Genomic DNA, 25,294 nt, shown 5'->3' on the forward strand with positions numbered 1-25,294 from the left:
ATAATGAGTGATCTAGTATTTGAGCGACAAGATTTTTTGTCAGCTATAAGTAATGATGAATTTAAATTAGCCTATCAGCCACAAATCAGTTTAACAACAGGAGAAGTTGTTGGGATCGAAGCGTTACTTCGTTGGGAACATCCTACAAAAGGGTGGGTTTCACCGGCGGACTTCATTCCTATGGCCGAAAAATCTGGTGCAATTACTGAAATCACGAAATGGGTGCTAAAAGAATCATGTAAACAAAATAAACAGTGGCATGATGAAGGCTTACAAAAGGCAGTCATCTCTGTTAATATATCACCGATTGATTTTGAACAAAATGAACTTTACGAAGTCATTATGGATACATTGGCAGAAACCGGACTACCAGCACATTATTTAGAACTTGAAATTACAGAAAACGCCGTTATGAGTGATGTTTCAACCGTTATATACACATTGAAAAGAATCTCAAAAACGGGTGTTAGAGTTGCGATTGATGACTTTGGTAAAGGAAATTCAACATTGGTCTATATGCGTGATTTACCCATTACGACAGTTAAGTTAGACCGTTCTTTTATGAGCAACATTCCTTACAGTCATAAAGACTCAACGATCGTTAAAAACATTATTCAAATGTGTCACAACTTAGATTTGCAAATTATAGCTGAAGGTGTTGAAACTGAAGAAGTTGTTACTTTTTTAGCGTTGCATCACTGTTCAGTAGCACAAGGATTCGTGTTTAGTAAACCGATGTTAGCAAATGACTTTGAAGCAAATATAACACACTATGAATCTAAAGCGATCGAAATGATTTATCGATTAGAAGAGAAAGTTAATTTAAGGTCAGCCCAAATACATGATCATCGTTTCAAGTCATTGTTTGAACAAAACCCCGATCTCGTATGTTCCTTTAGTATGACTGGTAAGATTTTAAGTGTGAACCCAGCCGTTGAAAAGATATTAGGGTTTGGTCAGCACGAAGTTTTAAATAAAGAACTCGATGTACACGTACACCCAGACGATGCTGAGAAAACGCAGGAGCATTTTGAAGACGTTGTAATGGGTGGTGAGCCAGATCCAATTGATGTTCAGCTCATTCATAAAGATGGTGGTTATGTTTCATGTAATGTTAATTGCTTTCCAATGCGCTTAGGAGAACGGGTTGTTGGCGTATATAGTGTTATTAAAGATATGACAAAACAAAAAGGCCTAGAGCAAGCATTGATCGATAGCGAACAGAAGTACCGCCTGATTACTGAAAATATGTCTGACTTTGTGATCTCTGTAAGTAGTGAAGGAATTATTGAGTATGCATCAACATCTAATAATAAATTGCTCGGCTATGACCGTTCACAAATGGAAGGGCAATTAGTTTTTAACTTCATTTCAAAGAAGGATCTTGAACATGTTAAAGAAGAGTTCAAACAACTATTTATAGCGAAAGAGTCCCGTTACGTTGAAGCAAGACTGAAAGATGCTAAAGGCAATGAAATATGGGTAGAGGCCCATGGTAACCCTGTTTTAAATAAAGATGGTTCAATCTCACATATCATCATCGTATCTCGTGATATTACAAGAAGGAAGAAAGCTGAACTAGAACTAAAACAGCTACAACGCGATTTGAAAAATACATTAAGCCAACAACAAGGCATGACGCTTAAATTTATTAAGACGAGCCGCGGGTTTGTCCATACGTTGTGCGAAGGCGAGTTAGTTCGAAGGCTTGGCTTAACCTCTAATGATGTTGTTGGACAAACATTATATGATTTTGTTCCAAACAAACAAGCTAAAGAAAAAGAACAGTTCTATGCTCAAGCATGGGAAGGTCATGAAGCAAGTTACGAAGCCGAGCTTAATGGTATATACTACATTGCGAAGCTAAGGCCAATTATTGAGAATGGTGAAGTCATCGAAGTAATTGGTTCTTGTGTGGATATAACAGAGAAGAAAGCATTAGAGGAAGAATTAAATCATTATTAAGAAGTTGTAAGAGGCTGTGAAGAACAGCCTCTTTTTTAAGTTGCTTATCATCCGATTTGCTCTCAAATATATTCATTTTCATAGATGATCAATTCTTTTTTCAACTTTGTGATAATATTACAAAATATACAAGAAATAATCTTCTCCTCCTGAAATCATTTTTATCCATTATACACATTAACTTGCGTTTCCTTTGCACACTGACTACTAATGGCCTACATTAGATGTTAATACTAAAGGAGGCATTTTCATGGATGTTTATATAAACGATTATTTAATAACAGCAGAGGATTTTGAGTCTAGTCAAATTTATGTTGCCGCTGAAGTCAAAAGGTTAATTAAGTTCAGTTTTAAGGTGAAACACGAAGATTATCATGACGTGACTACGTTACTGTATAAAAATGATTTCCATGTATCAGTACCAGGTGAGCAAATCAACATGGAAGCAACGATTTACAATTATTCGACGTCGTTTACAAATCTATATGAAGAAGGTTCTGTAGGAGATTTTTATTTAATGCTGGTAGAAAAATAATCCGTTTGAATAAGAGTAGTCACATGAAATAAGGGAAAAATACTATTTAATGCCAACAACTAAGCAGTGTATTAGAAAGGCTGGTCAAAGTGAACAGACCCTTTATTATTTTTCTCTTATTAGTATTGTTTAGTTTAACTTCAGGTTGTTCAAATGATTCTGCTGAGAATGAAAAGGATCAAGAACAGGTGGATAGTTCATTTTCTGATAAAAAGGTCGTCATGGTTATGATTGATTCATTGATGGATCATACATTAAATCATGTTATTGAAGAAGGCGATGCACCTGCCCTGCAATTTTTAAAAGAGAACGGTCAGTACTATCCAGAATTAGTTGCGCCTGCACCGAGTATGTCAGTTACCATTGAGAGTACAATTCTTACAGGTGAAATGCCTGATCAACATCACGTTCCAGGCCTTTCTTGGTATGATGATAAAGCCGATCGTATTGTTAACTACGGAACGACGTGGCAATTTTGGGTAAAAAATGACTTCACCGAATCAACATATGATGTATTATACCGTTTGAATAATGAGCATCTAAACAAAGACGTCACAACAATTTTTGAAGATCTAGATGATGAAGGATTAACTTCAGGTTCCATTAATCTTGTGGTATATCGTGGTAATCATACTCATCAACTCAATGTTCCGTTATTTTTAGACGAAGTAACTGATTTACCTGAAACAGTCGAAACGAAAGGACCTAACGTATTAGCGTTAGGGCGCGTGACTAAACCTGAGATTATTGAAGATGATGAGAACTTATCTGATAGTTTATTTAAACGTATTGGGTTTCAAGATGAATATTCAATGGAAGTCGCTCAACAGCTAATCGCACAAGATGATCAACCTGACTTTACTTTTATATTTTTCCCGAAAAATGACCGAGAAACGCATAAGAAAAGTCCAAGTTATACTGGTGGAGTTGAGGATGCTGATGGCTATTTACAAGGCATATTAAACAGTTATAACAGTTGGGAAGAAGCATTAGAAGAAAATATCTTCATTGTATTTGGTGACCACGGACAAGACCAAATGCTTGAAAAAGGAGAAGATATCGCGATAGATCTAGAAAGTCTCTATAATCATTATAGCCTTTCTAAATTAGGTGAACCAGTCAGTCAAGGTGATGTTGCGTTTGGGATTAATCAGCGTTCAGCTTATGTATATGATGTACATGATGCTGACCTGCTCCCAGAACTAGCTGAACATTCTTTACAGGATGACCGAATTGATTTTGTGGCTTGGCAAGAAGGGGATGAAGTTCGTGTCATTAGCCCTAATGATGAAGTGTCTTTATACTTTAAAGAAAATGGTGAATGGGTAGACCCATATAATCAAAGCTGGTCGATCGAAGGTAATGAACAGATTTTAGATTTAGACATGAACGGAAATGAAGTAGTCTATTCTAATTATCCAGATGTTCTTAACCACATAATGACAGCATTAAATAGTCATGACACACCTAAAATCATGTTAGCTGCTAAACCAGGACATTCTTTTCGGGCAGAAGGAATTACAATTCATGAAGCCGGTGGAGAACATGGAGGGCTTCATCGAAATGACTTACTGGCTTCTATGATTGTAACTGGTACAGATCAAACACCCGAATATATCCGTATGGTGGATTTGAAAGAGTATATTTTAAAGTTATTGACCGATGATTCCGAACCAATAAATGATGAAACCTCCCTGAATTAATTGGGAGGTTTATTCGTTAAGCTTATTGATAGATGAGGTCTACAATGCTTTTTACACTTCTTTGAGGATCTAATTTTTGTTGGAATTGACTAATTTTATCACGAACCCTATTAATATCATCAGGGTCATAAAGTAATTTATAAATGTAATCATCAATCATCGCATCGTCTGATAACTTAATGGCTAGCCCTTGATTCACAAAGAATTGGCAGTTTTCTTCTTCGTGTCCGAGAAGCGGTTGGTAAATAAGTAGAGGGACCCCTTTGGAAATCGCCTCAAAACAGGTTGAACCACCAGGCTTAGTGATTAATAAATCAGCAGCCCCCATCCATTGATCGACATCTTCAGTATAGCCCAAAATATTAATGTTGGAATGAAGTAAATCTTTATTGTTCAATAGAGAATCTTTTAGTTTATCATTTTTGCCTGTACAAACAATAATCTGTAGTTTCTCTTTCCACTTCGATAAGATTTTCGTTATTTCAGGTATACCACCTAGTCCTAGCCCACCGCCCATAATGAGGACAGTAGGTAATTGTTCATTCAAGCTTAACCGTTTTCTAACTTGGTGCTTGTTTTCGTTAGAAGAGAACTTAGGGTCAACTGGGATGCCAGTCACATTGATTCGGTTTGATGGGATTCCCATATTCATAATTTGACCTTTAACATCTTGAGTTGGTACAAAATAAAGGTCAACTTCAGGTTGAACCCAAATTCCGTGAGCAAAACAGTCTGTTACGATGGTACATTGTTTTACATCAAAACCTAGTCTCTTTTTCCGCGCAACAGTTGAGCTACAAAATGGGTGCGTGCAAATAACTAAGTCTGGATTGTATTGTTCAAGAAGATCTTCAATTTTACGATGAAATAGTTGATAAATAAAATTTTGTAATGAAATCGATACAGGCTGATGCTGTTGAAAATGGTATAACTTTCGCCATAAAGACGGTAATTGCGTGCTTAACTTTTGATAGGAGTGGACGAACACAGAAGTAACAAATGGTTTTAGAACGCTTCCTAATTCCATAATTTTTATGTCGACTGAAGAATCATACATAGAGATTCTTTGTGCGATGCCTTCAGCAACCTTTGTATGCCCTAAGCCGAATGGTTCTGACAAGATAAGGATCTTCTTCTGCATGACTTTCCCTCACTATAATGTATTATCCTTAGAGTGCACCATTTAGAGGGTGACTAATCATATTGTCTATAGATGTTATTAGATTTTGTTTAGAAAAACTTTTCATTGAAGCGCAACTTTATGTAAGGTCAATTTTATGAGCTACACTAATGCGACTAATTGTAATCATTATATTGCTTTGAATAATTATGATTAAGTAAGGGGATTAAAATAGTAAAAGGTTAAAAGATGGTGAGGAAATGAAAAGAGGAATAGTAACAGCACTTTCAGCGATTGGCATTGCTCAAGGTTTGAAAATCTTTACTCATAAAAAAGTTTCAGGAAGTTGGGATGTGAAACAAGCAGGCATGTCTGGTGGGATGCCAAGCTCCCATTCAGCTGGCGTTTCAGCACTCACCTCTTATATGGCAGCAAGTAGAGGAGTTTTTCATACTGAAACAGCTTTAGCAACCATCTTTGGAATTATTGTCATGTATGATGCACAAGGAATTCGTCGACATACTGGTGAAATTGCTCAAATCGTCAATGATTTAGAAGGTCATTTCGAAGAACTTTCAGGAAATTATCCAAGCTTTCAATTTGTTAAAAAGGATAAAGAGTTAGAAGAGGTCTTAGGTCATCAACCGATCGAAGTGCTTGGTGGAGCTTTATTAGGCTCCTTAATTGGACTGATTACAGCCAATTTAGAGAAGAGGTAACATTCCATTGAATTTAATGATTACGAAAATCGTGTATAACGATATAAAAAACACAGGATGAATTCATTGAGAATTCTCCTGCGTTATAAATTTTTCGTTCTCCAGCTTTGTAGTTTAAAACGGATTCGTCGCCCATTGTAACGACTGCTTAATGAAAATACGTTGGTTAAGCTTGAGCTGCGCCACCATATATTCAGCTAAGTCTTCAGGCTGCATGAGTTTCTCAGGATCGTTCTTTTCATCTAGCTCCTCACCAAATGGCAATTCTGTCGCAACTAGGCTCGGGTTCATCGTAAATACGCGAATGTTATGTGGACGAACTTCTTGCATTAACGCTTCTGACATGCCTTGAACAGCAAATTTAGAAGCGGAATAAGCAGATGTTCCAGCTGTAGCTTTTAGACCACTACTAGAAGAGATGTTAATAATATCACCGCGATCTTCATCAATCATAGATGGCAAGACAGCACGTGTGACGTTGTACATGCCAAAGACATTGACGTCAAAAATTCTGCGCCATTCTTCAGGGTCTGTTTCTAAGAATTTACCGTATGAAGCAATACCAGCATTGTTAATTAAAATGTCTGGTGTACCTAATGTTGAGGCTAAGTTTTTAATGGTTTGGTCTACCGCTGTCAAATCAGAAACATCTACAATCCCAATATCAACATTAACCCCATATTTTTTCACTTCTTCAGCGACTTTTTCTAGCTTACTTTCTTGCCTAGCAATTAAGCCGACATTCACACCTTCTTTAGCTAATTCGATAGCTGTTGCTCGTCCAATTCCTTGGCTAGCTCCTGTAATATATGCAATTTTACCTTCTAATTTTTGACCCATCACCTGTCACTCCTTTAAAGCTAGTATAGTATTTAGTTTAACTTTGATACACGAATGATTTCAAAAATTTCGCCTTTTCGATGTGGTGAATTTTATAGAGAAATACCCTTCCTAAATTTCGACAAATTTTATATAATATCGTTTGTCCAAACTAAGAAATTATCTAAATATTTATAAATTGGGAGAAAGAGAAAGGTAGGGACTTCGTATGGAGGAGAAGCGTCGTGGGTTCTTTCAACGATTCCTTGATGTCATCGAGCGTACAGGCAACAAACTCCCACATCCGGTAACATTATTTGCGATCTTAGCATTAATGGTACTTGTGGCGTCTGCAATCGTTTCGAACATGGGGCTATCAGTTGAACACCCTGGGGATGAAAGTGACGTAACAGTTAACAACTTATTAAACACAGAAGGTATTCGCTATATTTTTGGAAGTATGGTCGATAACTTTATCGGATTCGCTCCGCTTGGCGTTGTATTAGCGACAATGTTAGGTATCGGTATTGCTGAAAGATCAGGACTTATTAGTGCAGCATTACGCGGGTTTGTATTATCAGTACCTGGTTTCTTAATTACAGCGGGAATTGTTTTTGCTGGTATTATGTCGAGTGTAGCATCAGATGCTGGTTACGTTGTATTACCACCATTAGGTGCAGTTATCTTTGCCGCATTAGGTCGTCACCCGTTAGCTGGTTTAGCAGCAGCATTCGCTGGTGTATCAGCCGGTTTCAGTGCGAACCTTTTCTTATCGGCAACTGACGCAATGTTAGGTGAAATTACAATTGAAGCAGCGGCAATCGTAAATCCTGCATACGCTGAGACGATGAACATCGCGATGAACTACTGGTTCATAATAGCTTCAGTCATTATTCTGACTCTTGTTGGTTGGTTCGTTACTGAGAAGATTGTTGAACCACGTCTTGGAGAATATAAAGGCGAATATCGTGAGGAACTAACTGGTTTAGAAGCTACAGAAAAGAAAGGCCTTGTATGGGCAACTGTTTCTGGTTTAGTCACAGCCATTGGTTTTGCATTACTAGTGCTACTTCCAAACGGACCTTTACGTGCAGATGATGGTGGTATTATCCAATCACCATTTTGGATTCACTCGTTCCAATTATTTTAATCCTGTTCTTCGTACCAGGGCTTGTCTATGGTATTGTAACGAAGGCAATTAAAAGTGATAAAGACGTGGCGAACCAACTGTCTGATACGATGGCAGCCATGGGTATGTTTATTGTCCTTGCTTTCACAGCAGGTCAGTTCGTCGCATACTTCAATGAGTCAAACATGGGTCTAGTATTAGGTGTATTAGGTGCAGAGTTTCTTGAAGCCGCGAACTTTACCGGTGTTCCATTAATTGTTGCGTTTATTTTCGTCGTAGGTGTCATTAACTTATTCGTCGGAAGTGCAACAGCAAAATGGGCCATGTTAGCACCTGTATTCGTGCCAATTATGATGCAATTAGGTTATTCACCTGAAATGGCACAAATGGCATACAGAATTTCAGATTCAGCAACTAATATTATTACACCATTACTACCGTACTTCGCGATTATTATCGCGTTTGCGCAACGTTACAGCAAGAACATGGGGATTGGTACACTGATTTCAGTTATGTTCCCATACTCAATTGCATTCATGATCGTTTGGACAATCATGTTAATTGGTTGGATGTTCCTTGGTCTTGAACTAGGACCTGGTTCTCCGATTCTCTATAATGAGTAATAGTTATAACCTCTCCATGTGACAATGGGGAGGTTATTTTTTGCACTTTTACGAATAACAAGCCATCATATATAATAAATAGACTAGTAGAAACGTGAGGTGAGGATGGTGAAGTTTGTAGAAAAGTTGATCATATCATTTGTCAGTGCACTTATATTTACAGTCATTGCACCTCAATTAGGAGGATCATTTCTGACGTTCTTTTGGGTAACATTTTTGATTATGCTTACTTTAGGACAATTGCTAGATTTCTTTGTGAAATATATCGTCGATCATGATCGTTTTAGAAGTGCAATCTATCGCTACTTAGCAAGTGTTTTCTTGTATGCTTACGGTGGGGTACTTATTTTAGCGAGCCTTTCTTTAGTAGTAGAACAATTATCGCCACTTGAACTTTCTCACTTAATCGTGCTAGGTGTGCTTCCAGCTTGGATCTATTTTCATCTAGATATTGTCATTAAGCGTTTGTTACCCAAGTTGAGTGAACGTATTGTACAAGAATGAAATCGCATGTCTCAAAATAAAAATCGCTCATTAGTCTATTTGTGAACGATGTAAAAAGCGAAACTATTCTTCTATGTTTACATTCAAAAAGATATTAATCGCAAAAACAATCACAGCAATGACGACACCGATTGCCCCGATACTTACAAGCGGTAGCCACTGAAGGTGTCCAGCTAAAACAAGAAAGAGTCCGAGCATCATAACGGGTAAAGCAATGTTGTGCATCCAAAAGTGGACTTTACCAAGCGGACTCATACCTGCTCTTGGGAATATTAAATATAAGATCCCTGCTAGAGTCATAGACGTCCAACCGAGTAAATTGATGTGGGCATGAACACTTGTATAAATGTATTGTCCAGTCATAGACATATATAAACCTAATAAAACGCCAATAACAAAATAAACAACTGATATTTTAATTAACTTAATCCCCATATCATCACCTCCTTCAGTTATATGTATGACTTCGTAATTAGGAAGTATGTGTGTGAAAAAAGTAAAACTTAACATAGATTTAACCTTTACGTTTTAAACTAGTTTTGGAGATTATATGAGATACAACTGAACTCTAACAAGAATCCTACATAAGGTAATTAAAGTTTTCTTTTTTAGGGGGAGAATGTTGTGCACGACGGAAGAAAGCAAAATGGGGTAGGCGGCTTAAAGCAGCAACACAAAAAGTTAGACCGTGGGTGGTTCAACTTAATGAAAGAGGCTGAAGCGATTGGTTTAACGCCAAAAGAGGTCCAGCAGTTTTTACAAGAGCGCCAAAAGGTAAAGAAATAGCCGAATCCATCTGTGGACTCGGCTGTTTTTTAGTTTAGTTTCCATATGCATCGATAAGCTTTTCGATATAGTCGAACGCTTCATCTTCAATTTCATCAGCATCTCCTTGGATGTTGACATGAATGACCAGTTCTTCAAGCGAAATTATACCGAAAAAGCCTTCAGGCGGCATATCATTAATCTCATAAGCTACATCGTGTCCGTTAATTTCGTGAATATCCATTTCGTCAGATTTATACTCTTCTAATTGAAATTCATTTGGCTTAGGCTGAATTATAACACGGTATTTAGAATCACCTACGTATGGGCCGTAGACATACTCGACATCATCTCCTCGTTCATCTTCAACACTGCCTGATTGTAATTCACCATCCACTTGGCTGAAGTGTAAACCAACTTCGTCATCTGTTGTAATGTTAGCGGCAGTTAGCGTTAAATCATTAGGTTCAATTATGTGTACGTCGTAGCCAGCCTTTTCACTTAACTCCTTATCATAATCGCTGTAATCCGTACTTCCATTCCCGTTACAGGCTGATAAGATGAATAACAGTACAAATAGCAACAAAACCTTTTTCATAACATCACCTCTAAATTTTGGATTTATTACTATATTGTAACAAAAAATAAGGGGGAGTGAAGTTGAAAACCATTCTCAATTAGATTGACACCCCTTTCATTAACGTTATATAATAACAGTGCTAAAAGGAAACGGACAACTTGATGAAAGGTGACATAGATATGGATATTTTTGAGGCAATTCATGAAAGAAGAAGCATTGGTAAAGTGAAGGACAAGCCTGTTGAGGATGAGTTAATAGAGAAGATTTTAGAGGCAGGGACGTGGGCGCCGAATCATTTTAACACAGAACCGTGGAAATTTTACGTGTTAAAAGATGAAGGAAGAAGACCATTAGGCCGTACACTTGCTGACATTGCAAAAGAAGACATGGAAGACCCAACAACACCTGAGTGTCAAGCAAAGTTAGAACGAATTGAGCAGAAACCATTTCGCGCACCAGTTATTATAACGGTAGCGGTAACACCGTCTGATCAAGACAAAGTCATTCCAATTGAAGAAGTAGGCGCGGTAAATTCCGCTGTTCAAAATATGTTACTAGCAGCACACGGTTTAGGCTTAGGCGCGATATGGCGCACAGGTAAGCCTACGTATCATCCGAAAATGAAAAACTTGTTCGGCTTAAGAGAACAAGATGAAGTACTAGGCTTCATTTATATTGGATATCCTGAACAAAAGAAAGAAAAAGGAACGCGTACACCTTTTCAAGAGAAAACAACGTGGATTACAACTGATTAGAGTGAATTAACGGGAAAGAGCCTTACGTCGATGTAAGGCTCTTTGTTTAATCTTCTTTACCAAGTTTGCGATCAATCGTTCCTTCATGATAATCATCGGATACTTGCTCGTACGTTTCGGCTAATCCTTTTTCAAACTGTGTGTCCCCTTGATAATGCTCATTTTTATAATTTTCCTCTGCGATTTTATGACTTGCTTTTTCATTCTCGCGTTTTTGTTTCGACATTAAGAAACCTCCATTCGATCGTTTGTTCAAATTTAGCATTTGTGCTCTAGTGCATTTTATACTACAAGGATTTAGTCGATTATGTTAGCATAAAAATGTTCAAGTTTAGATAGGAAGGACATGTCCATGACAATTCAAGAAGAAGTAAATAGAAGGAAGACTTTTGCCATCATTTCACACCCTGATGCTGGTAAAACTACACTAACAGAAACTTTGTTATTATTCGGTAATTTAATTCGAGAAGCAGGAACTGTAAAAGGGAAGAAGACAGGGAAGTTCGCTACATCAGATTGGATGGAGATTGAAAAGCAACGCGGTATTTCAGTGACATCAAGTGTGATGAATTTTCCATATGATGATTTTCAAGTGAACATTTTAGATACACCAGGGCACGAAGACTTCAGTGAAGACACGTATCGTACGTTAACAGCGGTCGACAGTGTAGTCATGGTGATTGATGCGACTAAAGGAATTGAAGCCCAAACGAAAAAATTATTTAAAGTTTGTCGCATGCGTGGCATCCCAATCTTTACATTTATGAATAAAATGGACCGCGAAGGCCGCGAGCCATTGGAGTTAATGGAAGAAATAGAAGAAGTACTCGATATTGAAACTTACCCAATGAATTATCCAGCTGGCATGGGTAAACGATTTTTAGGTACGTTTGATCGCCAAAATAATCAGTTTGTTCGTTTCACACATGAAGGGGCAGAAACGGCTATTCCATACGATGATCTAAGTAATCCGGAATACGAGGATCTTGTCATTCATGAGGAATTCAAAGTAGCACAAGATGAGGTGGCTTTATTAGATGAAGCGGGTGAAGAATTTTCACTAGATAAAGTATTAGCTGGTAAGCAGACACCTGTTTATTTCGGTAGTGCTTTAGCGCCGTTTGGTGTGGAGACATTTTTTGATTCGTTTATTAATATGGCACCGACTCCAGCTCCGAGAAAATCAACAGAAGGAGTCGTTCAACCGGACAATCCGGATTTTTCAGGATTTATATTTAAGATTCAAGCAAATATGAACCCACAACACCGTGATCGAATCGCTTTTGTCCGTGTATGTTCTGGTAAGTTTGAACGTGATATGAGTGTCAATTTAGCACGAACAGGAAAGAAAATAAACTTAGCTCAATCACAGCAATTCGTCGCATCACAAAGAGGGACGATTGAAGAAGCCTATGCAGGTGATATTATTGGGATTTACGATCCGAATGTGTATCATATTGGCGACACCATTACAGAAAGCAGAGAACTGTTTGAGTACGATGAACTACCACAGTTTCCACCAGAACAGTATAAAGCCGTAACAGCTAAAAATGTCATGAAGTCCAAACAGTTTAAAAAAGGAATCGAACAACTTGTCCAAGAAGGCGCTATTCAGTTGTTCAAAAAATTCCATACTGAATCTTATATAATCGGCGCTGTCGGTGAACTTCAATTCGAAGTATTCCAATACCGTATGAAAAATGAGTATAACTCAGAAGTCGTGTTTGAAGATATCGGTGAAAGAATTCCCAGATGGTTAACAATGGAAAAGGTGGATGAAAATTTATTTGATAGCCGTAGTACATTAGTTCGTGATCGTGAAGGCAATCCAGTCGTCTTATTCAAAAATGAATTCTCATTAAACTTATTTAAAGATCGCCACCCAGAAGTTGAATTAATCGACTTATATGAAGTGAATCAATATGACCAAGTATAATTTTTTATAGTGTGAGTTAGTAGTTCATTTACTAAAATGGACTACTTTTTTATGCTAGGAATTAAAGATTTCGTTTAATATGTCACGTGGAGTTCCATAGTATAAAGTAGTTTGAAAAGCGGGATAAGAAGAATGATACTCAATGACAATAGGTGAATTAAGCAGATATTGATGCTGTTCGTAAAATGGAATGTCCCCATAAATAATCCCTTTTAAAGCAAGCTGCATTTCTTTTAAGAAAATATTATAACGAAATGCAGCCTCTTCTAATGAAAATTCCCCTCCGTCAACATACGCATATCCAAGTAATTGATTCTGTGCTTCAGAGGTTTGAATCCACTCAGCTAAAACTTCATCACGCAACTGCCAATCAATTGCATTAAAGTTGTAGTTAGTGCCGATATCTAAAAATAACTCTCCCGTTTCATCAGAATGAGTTAGTGTATACTTTCTTCCGATAATTGGAGTCGAAGGTGTTGCGGGTGGGTGGAATTGAATTGACAATTTATTAGGATCGAAAGCTGACACGAATTTCCCTCCTTGTCATTATATATGGTAAGTGTATGAGGAAGAGGCTTGGGTAAAGAACTATCTAATCGGCGGTTTTGGTATTATTTGGCGCTCGCGGATGAAATTTTGGCGTTCGTTGATGATATTCTGGCGCTCACGAAAATTTATCAGCGCTCATGCATACTTTATCGGCGCTCACGAAAATTTATCAGCGCTCATGCATACTTTATCGGCGCTCGCAAATTTTATCAGCGCTCATGTGCACTTTATCGGCGCTCGCAAATTTTATCAGCGCTCATGTGCACTTTATCGGCGCTCGTAAAAATTTATCAGCGCTCACACCATATGATCATCACGAAAATAAAAATCCCCAGCTAAGCCTAAGCTTAACTGGGAGGTAAAGTGAATTAGTTAATCCACTCGTTAATTAATTCTTCGTTTTCATCAATCCACTCGCGAGCGCCATCGATTGGCTCTTCAGCGTCTTCAACGTAAGCCATTAGCTCACCAATTTCTTCGTCATCCATCTTCCAGTTCTTTAACCATTCACTGAATTCAGGATAGTCTTCTTCAAAGTCGTGACGCGTTGCGTGGTGAATCTTTTCAACGCCACCGAATGATTCTTTCGGGTCATCTAAATATTTTAAGTCGTGCTCAGCGAAAATGCTGTGTGGATTCCAAAGTGGAGCAACAATCGGCTCTTCGTTTGAAACAGCATCATCAATTGCTGCGATCATCGCAGGCTCAGAGCTTGGGACAAGTTCTAGCTCTAACTCATACTCTTCAATCATCTCTTCAGCAACTTCCATCGTACCTGCACCTTGGTCGAAGCCTGTGATTTGATGGTCAAACTCTTCAGCATGCTCGTTTAAGTCTTCAATGCTATTAACATCTTCCATATATTCTGGAACCACAAGACCTACTTTCGCATTGTCATACCAAGTTGCTTCAGAAAAGTCGATATCATCTTGGTATTGCTCTAGGTAATGTTGGTCTTGAACAGGTAACCAAATCTCTAAACTAATGTCTAACTCATCATTTGCAAGTGCTGTCATCGTTGGTCCCATATCTAAGTTAATTAAATCAACTTCATAACCACGATCTTCTAAAAGAACTTTCCACATATTCGTTACCGCAATATTTTCTGCCCAATTAATTTGTCCCATTTCAATCGGTTCTTTGTCATTTGTGTCACCAGTTTCTCCGTTGTCTGCTTCATCGTTACCACCGCATGCTGCTAATACAACTAATAGGGCAGCACTTAGTAATAAAAGTTTTGTCTTATTAAACATTATTAAAATCCCCCTCATAATTTTTCTCTAAAATTGTTACTCACGATTTCAACTAAAGTTCTAAACTACATATGTAGCGCAATAACGCTAAACATTTTTAAATGGGTGTGTTGCTTGCTATAAAGCAAAAACATCCCGTTAAAAAATGATCATAAACCACCTTCCTTTAAGGTTGTTAAGAACGTTAAATTTTTTCTTTACGAACCTAATATAACGATGATTAAGAAATTTGTCAAATATGATCGAAGAGTTTATGTACAAGAATTATGTAGTACATTTGGCCCCATTTATAAAAAGATGTTTAATCGCTCACACAATCGTCTATAGAAAAGTAAGCGAAAAACACAAGGAGGGTGTGGAATGAAGGAAATTTACACAGAAATCATTCAACTTGAAAATCAGCTAACCATGTACGAGATCCTTTCATTGCACGATTATAACCAAACTGTCGATGGCGATTTTTATTTTATCACTGAACACGGCGTAGTTGCCCCTCGCAATCTACCAAAATTGGTATCGACGTTTCTAACATTAGATGAAACGAGTGAGTTGAAAGTTGTGATAGAAGGTTATGATGTTAATCAAATATTTACTGACATAAAGACGTGCATCGAAGAAGGAGCAGCTGAGAAAGAAGCCGTTGTATAGTACTTAAATTGAAAAGGAGGTTTGTGGTATGAATGAACTTTTCGCTAGGGTGTTAGTAGCCTATGATGGCTCAACAGATAGTAAGAAGGCATTGAATAAGGCAGAGGGAATCGCAAAGCAAAACGATGCAAAGTTGATTGTAGCTTACGTTCAAGACCAAAGTCCAGCAGCGCCAATCTCAGATCAACACACGATTCCACATGGGACATCGATGTTAAATCAAACGACGAACTACACGACATCAATGCCAGCATCAGATAGTTCTGAGCAACAACAAGTAGACATTATGGACCAACAAGCTGATGAAATACTCGATGAGGCGAAATTGAAACTATCCAATGAGATTGACACTGATTATGAAATCCTTTTAGGACCTCCAGCAAGAGAAATTGTTAAATTCGCAAAAGATCAAGATGTCGACCTCGTAATATTAGGAAATCGCGGTTTAAGCGGCTTGAAAAAGATTGTCATGGGAAGTGTCAGCAACAAAGTAACAAATGACTCACACTGCCCAGTACTAGTCATTAAATAGAGTAGAAGAGACGCTCTTTATGGGCGTCCTTTTTATATAGCGGGAGTCGAGCTGAGCGCTGATAAATTGTCATGAACGCCGATAAAAATTGCCGAGCGCCGATAAATTGGTGTGTGCGCCGATAAAATGTACGTGAACGCCGATAAAAATTTTCGAGCGCTGATAAAATTTCGTGGACGCTGATAAATATCGGTGAGCGAGCGCCAAATAAATTTTGTGAGTGCCAAAAAAGTATATACGAGCGCCAAATAAATTACGTGAGCGCAAAAAAAGTATGAACGAACGCCAAATAATCTACCAGAGCGCCAAAAATCACCGAAGACGTCGATCCAAAATATGCTAAACTTAAAACTAGTACAAGAACTAGGGAGAGATTAATATGCAAAACTTCTATTTCATAACATTAGCATTTGTACTCGGGATTGTCGCATTTTTAACAGGTGAAATCGTCACATTCGTTATGCTCGGTTTCATTCTCCTTTCATTACAAAATATCCATCGAGTGTTAAAAGAAATGCTCGAGATTCAAAAGCAAGATCAAAATGAAAATGAACAATCGTCATAGTAAAAAACGGTCTTTCCATCTAAGGAAGGGCCTTTTTTATCCGCTCATTAACAACTTTAAGTAAAATTATGAATTATTTGACAAAAAATCACTAGTTTATGATGTGAGTAATTGGTAGTAGTGACGGTGTTTAGGAAACTAACTATTTAGGGTGGATTTTCAAATTACGGCCTTTTCGTCTTTGGAGGAAAAGGCCGTATTAAGGCTTTTGACATGCGTTATCTAAACAAATCTAAAAACCGTTCCCAAATGCCTTTTTCTTCTTCTTCAACTTCTCCACTTTCCTCATCGTCATCGATTGTAATGCTTCCACTTTGGATCACAAATTGAACCGTTTCAACTTTGTCATTACGTTCAGAAACGAATGAAACGGGTTCGAAGTCGGAGTGGTCAAAGTCATTCATCATGTTGTCGATTTCACTTTGCATTTGTTCTGGTAAATCGCTCGTTTCTTCAGCGAGTTCTCCAGTTCCATCATGCAACTCATCAACACCATCTTCTAATTCAAACGTTCCATCATTTAACTCACTAATGCCTTCATGAATATCACTGTAAGCAGATGACAATTCGCCAACGCCACCTGTATAGTCGACTAATCCAGCATGAAAGTCGCCGTATTGGTTTGCTAGCTCATTTAAACCTGACTCAAGTTCTGCTAAATCATCGGCAAAATCGAGATCATCCATACTTGCAGCTAATTCATCGGCCATTAACTCTAAGTTCGTCGCCATCTCATGAAGTGATTCGCTAACGTCAAGTAATGTAGGACTAACTGCTTCAAATGCTTCACCAACAGCATCATAAGTTCCTTGGACTGTTTGTGCAGCAATATACGTATCAACGAGTTCATCTAAAATGTCAGAATCTGCTCCACTCATGTAAAGTGATTGAATCTCTTCTTCCGATAAGTCGCTTCTAGGAATATCAGCTATTGCATCATCTAATGCATCATACGCTTGATTATAATGGTCTCGTAATTGCCACAATCCATCTTCAACTTCATACAATCCACCTGCAATTTCGCGTAAACCTTGTTCAAGTTCTTCTAGGTCAGATGTGTCCATATTATCATCTAACTCAAAGCCAGAACTTATCTCTTGAAGTGCATCACCAATTGATTGTGAGCCTTCAACTAAGTCAGTCGAGCCATCATCTAACTCACGAACGCCATCTAAGTAGTCACCAGAACCATCATGAAGTTCGACAACACCATCATTGAGATCCACTACGCCATCACGCAAATCAGTGACACCATCATATAAGTCTGCAATCCCATCTGATAACGAGCGCATCTCATCTTGCATTTCATCTGTCTCAGGGTCATCTACAGACATTGATGATGGTAAAGCCGCAATTTCTACACCATCAAACTCAAAGTTTATAACATCAGCTTCAACGACAAACTGTTCATCCTCACCAGGCATAACAGTGAACGTCACTTGCTTATTTTTCCCAGCACTAGCAACAGTACCATCTTCAGCTTCAATCGCATGATAAATTTCAGAATCTAAATTTAAAGTCACTTGTAATAAATAATGGTCATAAAAGACAGGGTTGACCTCTTCGTTGGCGGACGTTTTAATTTTAATTGCTAACTGACCGTCCTCGCCAGCGATGTCATGAGGATTAACGACTTCACCGTCTAACGTATATTCAAGGTCAACAGTCCACGGAAGCGGCTGACCATTTAAATTGCCTTGATAGTAAAACTCATCCTCTAGAGCCGTGAACATAACCTCTTCATCATGAAGCTTTATATCTTCTAGATTCGTTAAGTTATGAACACTTTCGTAATGGCCAAAGTCAATCATTTCACCAGGTTTAGTTACATTAAATTGATTGACTACATACATCCCGTCTTGCTCACCAAACGCATTCAATGTCGCATAGATGACTTCATGTTTTTCAGAAAAAGAGCCTTCACCATGTAGTTGTGAAGATGAAGACTCATCAGAATCTGATTCGCCCGAAGTCGCCAGAGCAAACGTTGGAATAAGCAATAGGGATGCGATGAAGGTGATCGTGACACGTTTCATATTCATAATCATTTCCCCTTATAAAAATTTGCTTTAATAGTCGTTTTTTCAATAAGTTTATCAAACAGCAACAACAGTGCGGGCAGTAAGAAGACGACGCTTAAGAACGCTAGGAGCGCACCACGGCCTAACAATAACCCGACTGAACCAACAATTGGATTCGATGATGTGATCCATAAAATAAATCCAACACTTGATAGGATGGCAGCTGATATGAAAATTGCAAATAGCTTCTCATCAATCGTCCGTTTCATCGCTTCAAACGCTGTCATCTCTTTACGCAGTCGTTTGTAATTTTCCGTAAACAAAATGCCGTAGTCGACAGTCGCTGCCAATTGAACGGTACTAACGATTAGATACCCAACAAAGACGAGTGTGGAATCGGTGAAATACGGAATCGATAAGTTAAACCATACGGCTGATTGGATCGTAATGAGCAACACAACTGGAAAAAAGATCGACCTGAATGTTGCAAGTAATACAATCGCTACAGCAATCACCGTCAGCCAGTTAACGAGTGTATTATCCCGCTGAACAGTATCTTTAATATCATACAACGTCACACTTTCACCAAGTAAGTGAGCCTCATCCCCGTAATAATCCATAGCGGTCTTTTGTACATCTTCAACGAGGGCAAAGGCTTGATCACCTTCAGTTCCTGTATCTGTATGAAGAGTGATTCGACTATAGTTTTCCGAATAAAACGATTCCGTAACCGATTCATCTAAATAATCAGATGGGATCGCTGGGTCAATCCTATTCACATAAGCCATCACACTTGAGATATTATTTAAGTTTTCTAACTCATACACCAACTCTTCTTCTTTAGCCACATCGCCTTTAGGGACAAGCACGACCATAGGTGTGTTTTCACCAAACTGTTCCTCAATTTGAATTTCATCAGCGCCAAGTCTTGTCGTATCAGGTTGTTCACCAACACCATAAATAAATGTCGTTTCACTTTGCGCTAAGAAAGCTGGCACGATTAAAAGTCCAACAAAAATTAAAGTCGGAATGCGTAGTTTAAGCACACGCTTACCAACATTTTTAAATTCAGGCACAATTGGCTTATGCTGTGTTTTATCAATCCACTTATAGAACATAAGCGTTAGCGCAGGTAAGAACACCATCACACTAATGAAACTAAACACAATACCTTTTACGAGGTTTAAACCTAAGTCGGCCCCGATTTCAAAGTTCATAAACGTTAGTGCAATAAACCCGAAAAACGTCGTCGTCGCACTCGCTGCAATTGCTGGGAATGAGCGCTTCATCGCCAATCGCATCGCTTCAGTAGGATCAGGCACTTTCTTTCGATAATCTGAAAAACTATGCAGTAAAAATATCGCATAATCGAGCGAGACGGCGAGTTGGAGGATTGGTGCAACTGACTGAGTAACGAATGAAATTTCCCCGAGGAAGATATTCGTCCCTAAATTGATAATGACCGAAATACCAATTGCCGTTAAAAAGAATAGCGGTTCAACCCACGAATTCGTCGATAAAATCAAGATAATTATAATAATCGGTATGAGTAGCGCAGCGGCATACATCGCCTCACGATCAGCCATTTCTTGAGACATCGCCGTGTCAGCTGCCTCACCATCAGCAGCATTTTCTTCACCGATCAAATCGTAAATCGCATTCATCGCCTCAACTTCATAACCCTCATCAACGGTTAAAGAGAAAAGAGCAGCGCCACTTTGATAATATTGTTCCACAGTGTCAGTATCCGCCATTTCCAGTGGCGTTTTAAGATCTAAGACATCATCTAACCATGTAATATGCGAGACACCTTCAATGTTTTCTAATGCCTCTTTATACGCGAGTGACTCTGGAATGGTGACGTCCTCAACCATGACACGCGTATTTCCAATAGGCTCATCAAATTCTTCTTCCATTAAGTCTGTTGCTTCCATAGAAGGCGAATCATCAGGTAAGTAATCCATCATATTATAATTGACATGAACAGCGAAAAACGCAATCGTACTCATGATTCCTAATATGAAAAACGTCCAAACGATCGATTTTTTATGTTTAATAATCCGACTTGCTAGATCGATTTTGTTTCACCCTCTCTTGCATAGAACATCAATCCACTTTATTATTATATGGACACTGTGTTGGATATTCAACAAACAGTTTAGCACTTTACGTTCGTTATCCAACACGATGTCGACTACATGTTGGATTTCAACAAAATTGTCACAGAGGAGGGTTAATGTGGGAGAGAAAATGGACCGCCGCAAAAAATACACCCGCATGGTACTAAAAGATAGCATAATTGAACTGTTATCCGAAAAACCGATCACTTCAGTTACAGTGAAAGAAATTTGCGAACTCGCAGATGTTAACCGTTCAACATTTTATACGCATTACGCTGACCAATATGACTTATTAACGAAAATAGAAAATGAAATTATTGATGATATGAACACATACTTAAGTAGCTATAGTTTTACCAAAGAAGACGAAGCTTTATTAATGACTCAAAAACTTGTCGAATACATTACCGATAAAAAGCTCATGTTCGAAATACTATTAAATGAAAACGGCGACTCAACTTTCTAAAAACGCGTTATGGAAGTCGCCCGCCGCTTTGTCATGAAAAATACAATGGAAAGCACCGACTTAGAAGAACACTTCTCAAGCTATTTGAGCATTTATATTATTAGCGGCGCCATCCACGTCATCAAAGAATGGATCGCCAGCGGAATGAAAGAATCACCAAAAGAGATAGCTCAACTCATCAACCACTTTTCTAATCGTGGATTGTCTTATTTGCAGGAGTGATTGAGAGTGAGCGCTGATAAATTAGGTTGGGCGCTGATAAAAATTCGCTAGCGCCGATAAAAATGTCTGAGTGCTGATAAAATTTTCTGGGCGCTGATAAACAAAGTGTGAGCGCCGATAAATTTTGAGCACTGATCAAAGTCCGCAAGCGCCAAATGATTTTCCCGAACGCCAAATTATCAACACGAACGCCAAAAAAATAGCAACCGCTTATAACATTAATGCGGTTGCTATTAAATCAAACTTATTAAATTGTTACTGAAAATTTTTGGCTCGTGCGCCAGATGGCAACCCAATTTTTTTATACCCAATAAACGTCAGCACAATCATACCAATGACAAAAGCAATGAAATAAGGCGAAATGACATCGCGAACGACACCTGTGACGAAGGAGCTAACGATAATTCCAAGTGAGTAAAAGGACGACATTAAACCAAATGCTCGTCCATGTCCTTCTTTTGACACAGCATCTGTAATCGCGGTTGCCATCGCAGGCATGACAATCCCGAAGAAAAATCCAACGATAAACAATAAAATCGGCAAAGCTAACATATCAGTGAAAATCGCAAACAACGTCAACGACATACCGAATAAGCCGAACATTAACCGTTTGATAGGATCCAATCGATGTAAGAAAAAAAGTGAAAGAGACGTTAAAGTACCTGTCGCCATCAAACTCAACAACAACCCAGTCCGCGCAGTCGAATACCCCATTTCAACCGCTAAATATGGCACTTCATAAATAATCACCCCATGGACATACATGACCGCAAAGCCAGTCGCTAAAATAATATGGACAGCAGGAAATGCGAGCACTTGTCCGAACGTTAGACTGCTTTTCAGTTTGTCACCTGGAGAATTTGGTCTCGCATCATGAATGTAACCTATCGTATAAATACTAATAACTAACAAACCAGACCCGATAAAGAAGTAAGTCGCCTCGTAACCTAGTAAGTTCCCTAAATTACCTCCTGCTAACGGCGCTAGAATACTAGCAATCGTCATCAGCATGCCGTAGATCGCCATATTTTTCCCTTGTTGCTGACTGTTTTTTGCATAACTTGATAAAAGCGCGAGAGCAGAAGGGATTAAAAACGCTAGCGCAAACCCATTTAAAACCCGTAACACGAGTAAAGTCGTCGCATCAGTCGCAAAACTATGCGCGATAAACAAACCGCCTGACATCATCATCGGCAGTGTAATGAACAACTTTTTTCCGTACCGATCAATCAACGGTCCGGCAATTAAGTTTCCAGTCAAGTTGGCGATTTGTCCCGTGCTCATCATAATCCCGATTAACACACTTGAAGCACCGAGCGTTGCAGCAAATGGCGCAAACAATGGTGCTTGTACACTCATCACTAAACTCATGAAAAACATGACTAAAAATATATGTAGCTTATGAAAAGTTGCGATACTCAAATTCCTCACCTCATCGCCATTGTATGCACGACGGTGAAAATTAGACGAGCTATGAAAAAGTTGACAAATATAACTTACAATTATAAACTTACTTACATAAAGTAAGTGACATTCAAAGGAGGATATTCCATGAATTTTCATAGAAAACCAACCACATTCGTCAGTCGCGTCACCATTAAAGTGACAGATCTAGCACGTTCATTAGAATTTTATCAAAAAATCGTCGGCTTAAACGTACTGGAACAAACAGAAGACACAGTCCATTTAACAGCAGATGGAAAAACGAGCATGTTGAAACTCGTACAACCAGAAAATCCAGAACCGAAGCAGAGACGTACTTCAGGTTTATATCATTATGCCATTTTAGTACCAGAACGCCGTCATTTAGCTGACTTTGTCATTCATTTATCAGAACATAACGTTCCAATCGGTGCATCCGATCACTTAGTCAGTGACGCAATTTACTTCAATGATCCAGATGGTAATGGTATTGAGGTCTATCAAGATAAAGATCCTGAAACGTGGACTTGGCACGGTGATCAAGTAGAAATGGCAGTCGATCCACTAGACTTTGAGGATTTAGTTAAATATAAGACTGAACAAGGCTGGCAAGGGATGCCCGAGAAAACGGTGATGGGCCACATCCACTTACACGTTTCAGATTTACCAAAAGCAGAGAAGTTTTACGTGGAAGGACTCGGCTTTGATGTCGTTTGCCAATTTGGCGGTCAGGCTATTTTTCTATCAACTAACGATTACCACCACCATATAGCCGCTAATACGTGGAATGGTGTTGGTGCACCTAAAGCTTCAGAAAACAGCGCAGGCTTATATTCATACCAAATTGTCTACCCTGATGAAGCATCACGTGAAGCCACCATTCATAGATTAAAAGAGATGGGATCACCCGTAGAAGGAAATGTTACAGAAGACCCCGCAGGAAATCAGATCGAATTAGTCGTATAAAGATAGTAAAGCTATTTTTAGAGGGGGACGTATGATGATTTCCCGGGAAAAATTGAGGCAGTCGATTGTGATTAGAAGTGTTGCGGAAAGGCCAATCACTTTGTGAAAATTGAAGTTTACTAAAATAAAAGCAGAACTTCTATTAAGATGGAAGTTCTGCTTTGTTATTATTTAGACGCATTATTTTACTAGAAATGATGTAAGCAATCACCGCCGAAGCTAAAATCATTCCTAACGACACGAGTGAAAAGCCACCGACAATCACAGTTTCTTGAGGAAGGCTACCACTCATACTCCAAGCTTCACTCACATTCGGTGTATGCATCCAAGTTAAGATCATGCCAGACAACACTTGGAAGGTAGCAAAAATGACGACAAAACTAATGCCAAAAAGGAAAAACTTTTTCATAATTTGTACCTCCTAATGTAACTGTCACAAATGTAACATATTCTTTCAAATAATGGAATTCGGAAATGATGCTCGCGAGACTAATTTGGCGTTCGGGGGAATTAATTTGGCGTTCACGAAATTATTCTGGCGCTCGCACGAAAATTTATCGGCGCACGCAAATGGTTTATCAGCGCACATGAAAATTTATCGGCGCACGCAAATGGTTTATCAGCGCTCACGAAAACTTATCGGCGCACGCATATGATTTATCAGCGTTCACGAAAACTTATCGGCGCACGCATATGATTTATCAGCGTTCACGAAAATTTATCGGCGCACGCAAATGGTTTATCAGCGCTCACGAAAATTGATCAGCGCATGCAAACAACTTATCAGCGCCCAGCATAATTAATCAGCACTCCCCAAACAATCAACTAGGCTATCCCACATTTTAAAAAATCCTCTCCTCATTTAACTTAAATTTAACCTTTCCTTATTAAGATGTAATTAAAGCATCAATATTTAGTTGGGGGAGGGCTGTATATGACAGAAGAACAACAAGTAGAAGAACAAAAGGTTTTTCGTGATGAAGAAGAGGACAAAAAGAGCTCTACAGGTTTAGAGAACAATGTCGCTGGATTGTTGTGTTACTTATTTGGGTTCATAACGGGTCTTATATTCTTGTTAGTTGAAAAAGATAGCAAGTTCGTCCGTTTCCATGCATTCCAATCAATTTTTATTTGGGTATCTTTATTCGTCCTCAGTATGGTGATTGGCTTCGTTCCGTTAATTGGCTGGCTCATATCACTGTTGCTTGCGCCGGTTGGATTTGTCATTTGGATTGTCTGTATGATCAAGGCGTACCAAGGCAAGTGGTTCAAGTTCCCAGTTGTCGGTAACATCGCCGAAGAGCAAGTGAATAAAATGAACAACGAAGCAGCATAAGTGACTCAGTCGGCTCAAAATCGAGTCGGCTGTTTTATTTT

At 38.6% G+C, this 25,294-nt stretch carries 27 protein-coding genes and 1 pseudogene; 17 read left to right on the top strand and 11 right to left on the bottom strand.

The features are described from left to right. Nucleotides 1-3 precede the first annotated feature (3 nt). The 3 genes from J2R98_RS00355 (at nt 4) to J2R98_RS00365 (ending at nt 4,203) form a co-directional block, all read left to right on the top strand. Nucleotides 4-1,965 carry a sensor domain-containing phosphodiesterase gene (locus tag J2R98_RS00355; protein ID WP_307064990.1) on the top strand — a complete coding sequence of 654 codons (1,962 nt, stop codon included), beginning with the start codon at nt 4-6 and terminating at the stop codon, nt 1,963-1,965. A gap of 250 nt (nt 1,966-2,215) precedes the next feature. Further along, nucleotides 2,216-2,500 (top strand): DUF3219 family protein, encoded by a 285-nt coding sequence (locus tag J2R98_RS00360; RefSeq protein WP_307064992.1) that lies wholly within the window; start codon nt 2,216-2,218, stop codon nt 2,498-2,500. An 89-nt stretch (nt 2,501-2,589) separates the two neighbouring features. Then, nucleotides 2,590-4,203, top strand: coding sequence for an alkaline phosphatase family protein (locus J2R98_RS00365; RefSeq protein ID WP_307064994.1), 1,614 nt, complete (start codon nt 2,590-2,592; stop codon nt 4,201-4,203). 22 nt (nt 4,204-4,225) lie between these two features. Here the strand turns inward: J2R98_RS00365 and J2R98_RS00370 are convergent, their stop codons facing one another. Then, nucleotides 4,226-5,344 carry an MGDG synthase family glycosyltransferase gene (locus tag J2R98_RS00370; protein WP_307064996.1) on the bottom strand — a complete coding sequence of 373 codons (1,119 nt, stop codon included), beginning with the start codon at nt 5,342-5,344 and terminating at the stop codon, nt 4,226-4,228. Nucleotides 5,345-5,583: 239 nt separating this feature from the next. Between J2R98_RS00370 and J2R98_RS00375 the strand changes: the two genes are divergently transcribed. Further along, nucleotides 5,584-6,042: a divergent PAP2 family protein gene (locus tag J2R98_RS00375; protein WP_307064998.1), complete on the top strand. Its 459-nt coding sequence runs from the start codon at nt 5,584-5,586 to the stop codon at nt 6,040-6,042. A gap of 114 nt (nt 6,043-6,156) precedes the next feature. Here J2R98_RS00375 and J2R98_RS00380 read toward each other — a convergent pair whose 3' ends face one another. After that, a complete protein-coding gene (locus J2R98_RS00380; protein WP_307065000.1) occupies nt 6,157-6,882 on the bottom strand; it encodes a 3-ketoacyl-ACP reductase in 726 nt (241 codons plus the stop codon). Between the two features lie 208 nt (nt 6,883-7,090). Between J2R98_RS00380 and J2R98_RS00385 the strand changes: the two are divergent. Further along, nucleotides 7,091-8,613 (top strand): annotated as a pseudogene (locus J2R98_RS00385) (AbgT family transporter). Nucleotides 8,614-8,721: 108 nt separating this feature from the next. Then, nucleotides 8,722-9,117, top strand: coding sequence for a hypothetical protein (locus J2R98_RS00390; RefSeq protein ID WP_307065002.1), 396 nt, complete (start codon nt 8,722-8,724; stop codon nt 9,115-9,117). A 63-nt stretch (nt 9,118-9,180) separates the two neighbouring features. On the opposite strand, the gene J2R98_RS00395 is transcribed toward J2R98_RS00390, so the two are convergent. Next, the gene (locus J2R98_RS00395) at nt 9,181-9,552 is read right to left on the bottom strand and encodes a cytochrome-c oxidase (RefSeq protein WP_307065005.1); all 372 of its coding nucleotides are present in this window, start codon (nt 9,550-9,552) and stop codon (nt 9,181-9,183) included. A gap of 189 nt (nt 9,553-9,741) precedes the next feature. Here J2R98_RS00395 and J2R98_RS00400 point away from each other — a divergent pair, with 189 nt between their 5' ends. Continuing rightward, entirely contained in the window at nt 9,742-9,903 is a 162-nt protein-coding gene (locus J2R98_RS00400; RefSeq protein WP_307065007.1) for an anti-repressor SinI family protein, read from the top strand. Between the two features lie 34 nt (nt 9,904-9,937). Here the strand turns inward: J2R98_RS00400 and J2R98_RS00405 are convergent, their stop codons facing one another. Beyond that, on the bottom strand, nt 9,938-10,480 hold the full coding sequence (locus J2R98_RS00405) for a lipoprotein (RefSeq protein WP_307065009.1): 543 nt from the start codon (nt 10,478-10,480) through the stop codon (nt 9,938-9,940). 161 nt (nt 10,481-10,641) lie between these two features. Here J2R98_RS00405 and J2R98_RS00410 point away from each other — a divergent pair, with 161 nt between their 5' ends. Then, nucleotides 10,642-11,217: a nitroreductase family protein gene (locus J2R98_RS00410; protein WP_307065011.1), complete on the top strand. Its 576-nt coding sequence runs from the start codon at nt 10,642-10,644 to the stop codon at nt 11,215-11,217. A gap of 46 nt (nt 11,218-11,263) precedes the next feature. Here J2R98_RS00410 and J2R98_RS00415 read toward each other — a convergent pair whose 3' ends face one another. Continuing rightward, the gene (locus J2R98_RS00415) at nt 11,264-11,482 is read right to left on the bottom strand and encodes a YozQ family protein (protein WP_370871910.1); all 219 of its coding nucleotides are present in this window, start codon (nt 11,480-11,482) and stop codon (nt 11,264-11,266) included. 87 nt (nt 11,483-11,569) lie between these two features. Between J2R98_RS00415 and J2R98_RS00420 the strand changes: the two genes are divergently transcribed. Beyond that, nucleotides 11,570-13,153 (top strand): peptide chain release factor 3, encoded by a 1,584-nt coding sequence (locus tag J2R98_RS00420; protein WP_307065013.1) that lies wholly within the window; start codon nt 11,570-11,572, stop codon nt 13,151-13,153. A 54-nt stretch (nt 13,154-13,207) separates the two neighbouring features. Here the strand turns inward: J2R98_RS00420 and J2R98_RS00425 are convergent, their stop codons facing one another. Further along, nucleotides 13,208-13,681 carry a staygreen family protein gene (locus J2R98_RS00425; protein ID WP_307065015.1) on the bottom strand — a complete coding sequence of 158 codons (474 nt, stop codon included), beginning with the start codon at nt 13,679-13,681 and terminating at the stop codon, nt 13,208-13,210. A gap of 48 nt (nt 13,682-13,729) precedes the next feature. On the opposite strand from J2R98_RS00425, the gene J2R98_RS00430 reads away from it, so the two are divergent. Further along, nucleotides 13,730-14,041, top strand: a complete 312-nt coding sequence (locus tag J2R98_RS00430; RefSeq protein WP_307065016.1) for a hypothetical protein — start codon at nt 13,730-13,732, stop codon at nt 14,039-14,041. A gap of 29 nt (nt 14,042-14,070) precedes the next feature. Here the strand turns inward: J2R98_RS00430 and J2R98_RS00435 are convergent, their stop codons facing one another. Next, nucleotides 14,071-14,955, bottom strand: a complete 885-nt coding sequence (locus J2R98_RS00435; RefSeq protein WP_307065018.1) for a glycine betaine ABC transporter substrate-binding protein — start codon at nt 14,953-14,955, stop codon at nt 14,071-14,073. A gap of 360 nt (nt 14,956-15,315) precedes the next feature. Here J2R98_RS00435 and J2R98_RS00440 point away from each other — a divergent pair, with 360 nt between their 5' ends. The 3 genes from J2R98_RS00440 to J2R98_RS00450 all read left to right on the top strand — a co-directional run bounded on the left by J2R98_RS00440 (nt 15,316) and on the right by J2R98_RS00450 (nt 16,700). Then, nucleotides 15,316-15,603: a hypothetical protein gene (locus J2R98_RS00440; RefSeq protein ID WP_307065020.1), complete on the top strand. Its 288-nt coding sequence runs from the start codon at nt 15,316-15,318 to the stop codon at nt 15,601-15,603. A 28-nt stretch (nt 15,604-15,631) separates the two neighbouring features. Further along, nucleotides 15,632-16,135 carry a universal stress protein gene (locus tag J2R98_RS00445; RefSeq protein ID WP_307065022.1) on the top strand — a complete coding sequence of 168 codons (504 nt, stop codon included), beginning with the start codon at nt 15,632-15,634 and terminating at the stop codon, nt 16,133-16,135. A 379-nt stretch (nt 16,136-16,514) separates the two neighbouring features. Then, complete coding sequence (locus J2R98_RS00450; RefSeq protein WP_307065024.1) at nt 16,515-16,700, top strand: hypothetical protein; 186 nt, start codon at nt 16,515-16,517, stop codon at nt 16,698-16,700. A 218-nt stretch (nt 16,701-16,918) separates the two neighbouring features. Here the strand turns inward: J2R98_RS00450 and J2R98_RS00455 are convergent, their stop codons facing one another. Next, a complete protein-coding gene (locus J2R98_RS00455) occupies nt 16,919-18,742 on the bottom strand; it encodes a BAR domain-containing protein (protein WP_307065027.1) in 1,824 nt (607 codons plus the stop codon). A 2-nt stretch (nt 18,743-18,744) separates the two neighbouring features. Continuing rightward, a complete protein-coding gene (locus tag J2R98_RS00460) occupies nt 18,745-20,730 on the bottom strand; it encodes an efflux RND transporter permease subunit (RefSeq protein WP_307065029.1) in 1,986 nt (661 codons plus the stop codon). Nucleotides 20,731-20,959: 229 nt separating this feature from the next. Between J2R98_RS00460 and J2R98_RS00465 the strand changes: the two genes are divergently transcribed. Both J2R98_RS00465 and J2R98_RS00470 read left to right on the top strand, forming a co-directional pair. After that, on the top strand, nt 20,960-21,307 hold the full coding sequence (locus J2R98_RS00465) for a TetR/AcrR family transcriptional regulator (RefSeq protein ID WP_307065031.1): 348 nt from the start codon (nt 20,960-20,962) through the stop codon (nt 21,305-21,307). Nucleotides 21,308-21,316: 9 nt separating this feature from the next. Further along, nucleotides 21,317-21,529, top strand: coding sequence for a TetR-like C-terminal domain-containing protein (locus J2R98_RS00470; RefSeq protein ID WP_307065033.1), 213 nt, complete (start codon nt 21,317-21,319; stop codon nt 21,527-21,529). Between the two features lie 255 nt (nt 21,530-21,784). Here the strand turns inward: J2R98_RS00470 and J2R98_RS00475 are convergent, their stop codons facing one another. After that, complete coding sequence (locus tag J2R98_RS00475) at nt 21,785-22,951, bottom strand: MFS transporter (protein WP_307065036.1); 1,167 nt, start codon at nt 22,949-22,951, stop codon at nt 21,785-21,787. A gap of 129 nt (nt 22,952-23,080) precedes the next feature. On the opposite strand from J2R98_RS00475, the gene J2R98_RS00480 reads away from it, so the two are divergent. Next, nucleotides 23,081-23,917, top strand: coding sequence for a VOC family protein (locus J2R98_RS00480; protein ID WP_307065038.1), 837 nt, complete (start codon nt 23,081-23,083; stop codon nt 23,915-23,917). A gap of 142 nt (nt 23,918-24,059) precedes the next feature. Here the strand turns inward: J2R98_RS00480 and J2R98_RS00485 are convergent, their stop codons facing one another. After that, on the bottom strand, nt 24,060-24,326 hold the full coding sequence (locus tag J2R98_RS00485; protein ID WP_307065040.1) for a GNAT family protein: 267 nt from the start codon (nt 24,324-24,326) through the stop codon (nt 24,060-24,062). Nucleotides 24,327-24,851: 525 nt separating this feature from the next. On the opposite strand from J2R98_RS00485, the gene J2R98_RS00490 reads away from it, so the two are divergent. Beyond that, nucleotides 24,852-25,253, top strand: coding sequence for a DUF4870 domain-containing protein (locus J2R98_RS00490; RefSeq protein ID WP_307065042.1), 402 nt, complete (start codon nt 24,852-24,854; stop codon nt 25,251-25,253). Nucleotides 25,254-25,294: the final 41 nt, after the last annotated feature.

The organism is Alkalibacillus filiformis (genome assembly GCF_030814115.1).
Classification (GTDB): Bacteria; Bacillota; Bacilli; order Bacillales; family Alkalibacillaceae; genus Alkalibacillus; species Alkalibacillus filiformis.

Coding starts and splice junctions, on each gene's coding strand:
- J2R98_RS00460 (WP_307065029.1), bottom strand. CDS start 20,730: ATGAGTACGATTGCGTTTTTCGCTGTTCATGTCAATTATAATATGATG.
- J2R98_RS00375 (WP_307064998.1), top strand. CDS start 5,584: ATGAAAAGAGGAATAGTAACAGCACTTTCAGCGATTGGCATTGCTCAA.
- J2R98_RS00420 (WP_307065013.1), top strand. CDS start 11,570: ATGACAATTCAAGAAGAAGTAAATAGAAGGAAGACTTTTGCCATCATT.
- J2R98_RS00410 (WP_307065011.1), top strand. CDS start 10,642: ATGGATATTTTTGAGGCAATTCATGAAAGAAGAAGCATTGGTAAAGTG.
- J2R98_RS00395 (WP_307065005.1), bottom strand. CDS start 9,552: ATGGGGATTAAGTTAATTAAAATATCAGTTGTTTATTTTGTTATTGGC.
- J2R98_RS00415 (WP_370871910.1), bottom strand. CDS start 11,482: ATGCTAAATTTGAACAAACGATCGAATGGAGGTTTCTTAATGTCGAAA.
- J2R98_RS00380 (WP_307065000.1), bottom strand. CDS start 6,882: ATGGGTCAAAAATTAGAAGGTAAAATTGCATATATTACAGGAGCTAGC.
- J2R98_RS00450 (WP_307065024.1), top strand. CDS start 16,515: ATGCAAAACTTCTATTTCATAACATTAGCATTTGTACTCGGGATTGTC.
- J2R98_RS00370 (WP_307064996.1), bottom strand. CDS start 5,344: ATGCAGAAGAAGATCCTTATCTTGTCAGAACCATTCGGCTTAGGGCAT.
- J2R98_RS00440 (WP_307065020.1), top strand. CDS start 15,316: ATGAAGGAAATTTACACAGAAATCATTCAACTTGAAAATCAGCTAACC.
- J2R98_RS00405 (WP_307065009.1), bottom strand. CDS start 10,480: ATGAAAAAGGTTTTGTTGCTATTTGTACTGTTATTCATCTTATCAGCC.
- J2R98_RS00445 (WP_307065022.1), top strand. CDS start 15,632: ATGAATGAACTTTTCGCTAGGGTGTTAGTAGCCTATGATGGCTCAACA.
- J2R98_RS00485 (WP_307065040.1), bottom strand. CDS start 24,326: ATGAAAAAGTTTTTCCTTTTTGGCATTAGTTTTGTCGTCATTTTTGCT.
- J2R98_RS00470 (WP_307065033.1), top strand. CDS start 21,317: ATGGAAGTCGCCCGCCGCTTTGTCATGAAAAATACAATGGAAAGCACC.
- J2R98_RS00455 (WP_307065027.1), bottom strand. CDS start 18,742: ATGAATATGAAACGTGTCACGATCACCTTCATCGCATCCCTATTGCTT.
- J2R98_RS00480 (WP_307065038.1), top strand. CDS start 23,081: ATGAATTTTCATAGAAAACCAACCACATTCGTCAGTCGCGTCACCATT.
- J2R98_RS00435 (WP_307065018.1), bottom strand. CDS start 14,955: ATGTTTAATAAGACAAAACTTTTATTACTAAGTGCTGCCCTATTAGTT.
- J2R98_RS00355 (WP_307064990.1), top strand. CDS start 4: ATGAGTGATCTAGTATTTGAGCGACAAGATTTTTTGTCAGCTATAAGT.
- J2R98_RS00490 (WP_307065042.1), top strand. CDS start 24,852: ATGACAGAAGAACAACAAGTAGAAGAACAAAAGGTTTTTCGTGATGAA.
- J2R98_RS00360 (WP_307064992.1), top strand. CDS start 2,216: ATGGATGTTTATATAAACGATTATTTAATAACAGCAGAGGATTTTGAG.